The sequence below is a fragment of the Streptomyces tendae genome (genome assembly GCF_014650435.1).
GTDB classification, from domain to species: domain Bacteria; phylum Actinomycetota; class Actinomycetes; order Streptomycetales; family Streptomycetaceae; genus Streptomyces; species Streptomyces tendae.
This window is the reverse complement of record NZ_BMUY01000056.1, coordinates 1-3,140: the sequence shown is the minus strand read 5'-3', so window position 1 is coordinate 3,140 and position 3,140 is coordinate 1. Positions and strand designations below refer to the sequence as shown.

The window sequence follows — 3,140 nt, the reverse complement described above, 5'->3', positions numbered from 1 at the left end:
CACCCGCCCCTGACGCTCGGGGGAGAGGGACGAAGCATCGATCGTGTGAGCGACGTCGATCGCCTCGCCGGCGTCGCCCAGCTCCACCGCGGTCGACACCGCCTGGATGGCCACGTTGGTCGGGCCGAACTCGAGGTGGTAGTCGTTGCGGTCCTCGCCGAGCTGCTCCGCCACATGCCGGGCCTTGGCGATCTCCTCGCGGGCCTCGGTGCGCTGCGAGCAGCGGGCGTGCACGAGCGCAGCGGCCAGGTGCAGGGACCCGAGAACCGACAGGCCCTCCGGCGTGAGGTCGCCCCGCTGCTCGAGCGCCTGGATCGCGGTGTGCACGGCGTGCTCGGCTTCCTGCTTGTCGCCGAGCCGGACGAACGCGTGGACCATGCGGAACACCCCGGCGCACACCAACAGCACGTCGCCGGACCGCTCCGCCGTCGTGATGGCACGGTCCGAAGCGACCCACGCCGCGCGGGCGTCTCCCTGCCGGGCGAACGCCGCAGCCAGCGCCTGGTACGCGTTCGACAGGAGGCTGTAGGCGAGGGGCCGCTGCTCCTCGGAGACCGTTCGGACGGCCTGCTCGAGCTGCGGGATCAGCTCCGTCACCATTTCGCTGACCACGGGGTGGTTCGCCTGGTGCGTCTGCTCCCACATCTCGTCAACCTGCACCGACAGGGCGTCCAGGTCGGCGGGGGCGGCCGGCTCGGTACCGAGCAGCGCGCTCAGCGCCGGGTGTCCGGCGATCACCTCACGGGCGCCGTCCAGGTCGTTCGAAAGCTCCGGGACCGGCTCCGTCGTCGGCGACGGGATCGGCGCGTCCGGGTTCAGCGTCTGCGTCGACACGCCCAGAGCGGTCGCGATCTCCTGGAGCACGTCCATCCGGCGCACCGGCTGGATACCGCGCTCGACCTGCGACATCCATCCAGACGTCCGGTTGCTGAGGAGCGCCGCCAACTGCTGCTGCGTCAGCCCTCGAGCCTTCCGCAGGTCCGCGACCCGGCGCCCGAACGCGCGGTCGCGGGGGTCTACCTCCCTTCCACGGGGCTTGCTCATGTCGCCTCCCTCGCCGGCCGCTTGCCGGTCATCTCGTGGAGGAACTCCACCTCGGTGTTGGCGAGGTACTGCTCGCGCTCGGCCAGCATCCGCTTGGTGTGCTCCTGCTCCTCGTGTGCTTCGAACGCTGCACGGTCTGCGTACAGCTCGTAGAAGACGCGCACGAGGGGTTCGTCTTCGGGCTTGTGCACGACGTAGACGAGCGTGCCGGGTTCGTTGCGGATGCCCTCGAGAGTGCGTTCCACGAGGGCGTCGAACCGCTGTGCTGCGTCGGCGTCGCGGGTGGTGAACCGCACGGTGAGTGCGTATCCGCTCGGCAATGGTCCTCCTGGGTTCGTCATGCTGACAGTCTCACACTACTAGAAAATGTTTTCGAGGGTGACACTAGTGCATTGACCCGAACTAACACTTCTAGTACGGTCTTCAGTGTCGCCCCAACCGGGGCAGCAGAAAGGGCCCCGTGCGTCACCACGGAGCCCTAGATGCAGACCCAAGCCCTACCTGCCACAACAGGAGGCGGATCCACATGAAGAAGGATCCCACACGAACCGCCAGTACCACCCCCACGGCCGACGGCACGGACGCCGTCCGTGACGTCTACGAGCAGCTCGCCGGCCGTGCCGGCCGTAAGCTCCTCACCGCCCTCCAGGCGCTGCCCGTCTTCAAGCCCGCCCCCGGCCGCACCATCGGCGCCCTGCGCATCACCGTCGAGATTGTGGACGGGCCCGAGCTGGGCGTCGTCGACCTGGACTCGGTGAACGTGCACGACCTGGCGGAGCTCACCGCCCGCCGCGCTGAGGGCCTCCACGCCAAGCACGCCGCCCCCGCCGCCCCGTCGGCCCGGCCGGCGCTGCGCCTCCTGGGGGGTGCCCGGTGATGGAGCGTCACGAGCACACCCCCGAAGAGCTCGCCGCGCTCGAGCTGTACCACCAGCTGATCAACATCTCCCCGGACGACGGAGACCGCGCCCTCATGGTCACCCTGCGGCTCCCCAACGGCCGGTACGTCGGCGACGTGTGGCTGTCCAAGCAGGACGTCACCGCCCTCGCCGACGGCGCCGCCCACCTCGCCGCGGTGCGGGACTACGAGCAGGCCAACCCGCTCCCCAACCCCGACAGCGACGACGTGCTGGCGCAGGCCCTGACGCAGCTGGAGAACCTCGCGAACGGGGACCTGTGATGAGCGACCTCGACAACGCCCTCGACCGGCTCGACGGCTACGAGTGGATCGAAGGCATCGACCAGATCGCCAACGGTGCCCGCGCCCTCGCCGCCGCCTCCCGTGCAGGCCGGCTCAACTTCGACGCCACCCAGACCAGCCTGAACCTCCTCGGCGACCCCAACGAGCCCGACGTCGACCTGCCCGGCATCTTCGCGCTGCTGGTGCAGGAGCTGACCAACCCCAAGACCAACCCCACCCTCGCTGTCCTGCCGGACGAGCCCCGCAAGACCGTGCAGCAGCTCGGCGAATCCCACGTCCTTGAGACCGCCTACGCCCCCCGCGACTGCCCGAACGAGGCCGCCGGCCTCATCTCCGAGCACACCCCCACGAACGGTGAGGGGAGGTGCCAGGCCGTGACCGACGCCGAACGAGAGGAGCTGCGCAGGAAGGTCCCCGAAGCGAACAAGCGCTCCGAGAACCGCCCCCGCTAACCACCCGACCGGGGCCCGGACCGAAGCCGACACGGCCGGGCCCCACCCCTCCAGCCCCTAAGCCACCTCACACGAAGGGAACACCACCCATGAGCATCACGATCACCAACACGTACGGCACCGCACACCACGTCAGCGACACCAACCCGACCCGCGTCACGAGCTGCGACCGGTACCGGATCTGCCTCGTCGGCACCCTCACCCCCGACAACCCCAACTACGAGGACATGGTCGGGATGCTGCGGGACAACGGCCACGACACCCGCCCCGAGGGCTACGGACTGATCTTCCTGGAGTCCGAGGAGTTCTCCGCCACCTACTTCGGGTCGATCGCACAGATCGAGCAGTACAAGCGCGACAACACCGACGGCAAGACCTTCGACGCCTCGCAGGGCGTCCTGTACGCCCAGTGGCCCCACGGCAAGGGCTGGGACGGCTTCCTCC

General features: G+C 69.4%; 6 protein-coding genes. 4 read left to right on the top strand and 2 right to left on the bottom strand.

Going from position 1 to position 3,140, the window contains the following annotated elements; genetic code table 11:
• Positions 1 to 1,044, bottom strand: a 1,044-nt coding sequence (locus tag IE258_RS40460; protein ID WP_189750787.1) for a helix-turn-helix domain-containing protein, incomplete at its 3' end; no start/stop codon positions are given.
• A complete protein-coding gene (locus IE258_RS40455) occupies positions 1,041 to 1,385 on the bottom strand; it encodes a putative quinol monooxygenase (protein WP_189750786.1) in 345 nt (114 codons plus the stop codon). The genes IE258_RS40455 and IE258_RS40460, both read right to left, overlap by 4 nt.
• A gap of 185 nt (positions 1,386 to 1,570) precedes the next feature.
• Between IE258_RS40455 and IE258_RS40450 the strand changes: the two genes are divergently transcribed.
• The 4 genes from IE258_RS40450 to IE258_RS40435 form a co-directional block, all read left to right on the top strand.
• On the top strand, positions 1,571 to 1,921 hold the full coding sequence (locus IE258_RS40450) for a hypothetical protein (protein WP_189750785.1): 351 nt from the start codon (positions 1,571 to 1,573) through the stop codon (positions 1,919 to 1,921).
• Positions 1,921 to 2,223: a hypothetical protein gene (locus tag IE258_RS40445; RefSeq protein ID WP_189750784.1), complete on the top strand. Its 303-nt coding sequence runs from the start codon at positions 1,921 to 1,923 to the stop codon at positions 2,221 to 2,223. Before IE258_RS40450 ends, IE258_RS40445 begins: the two co-directional genes overlap by 1 nt.
• The gene (locus tag IE258_RS40440) at positions 2,223 to 2,696 is read left to right on the top strand and encodes a hypothetical protein (protein WP_189750783.1); all 474 of its coding nucleotides are present in this window, start codon (positions 2,223 to 2,225) and stop codon (positions 2,694 to 2,696) included. The genes IE258_RS40445 and IE258_RS40440 overlap by 1 nt, the downstream gene beginning before the upstream one ends.
• An 89-nt stretch (positions 2,697 to 2,785) precedes the next feature.
• The coding region (locus IE258_RS40435; protein ID WP_189750782.1) for a hypothetical protein at positions 2,786 to 3,140 on the top strand (355 nt) is incomplete at its 3' end.

Bases quoted from the DNA above. Each gene is read 5' to 3' on its own strand.
- IE258_RS40445 (WP_189750784.1), top strand. From the start codon at position 1,921: ATGGAGCGTCACGAGCACACCCCCGAAGAGCTCGCCGCGCTCGAGCTG.
- IE258_RS40450 (WP_189750785.1), top strand. From the start codon at position 1,571: ATGAAGAAGGATCCCACACGAACCGCCAGTACCACCCCCACGGCCGAC.
- IE258_RS40440 (WP_189750783.1), top strand. From the start codon at position 2,223: ATGAGCGACCTCGACAACGCCCTCGACCGGCTCGACGGCTACGAGTGG.
- IE258_RS40455 (WP_189750786.1), bottom strand. From the start codon at position 1,385: ATGACGAACCCAGGAGGACCATTGCCGAGCGGATACGCACTCACCGTG.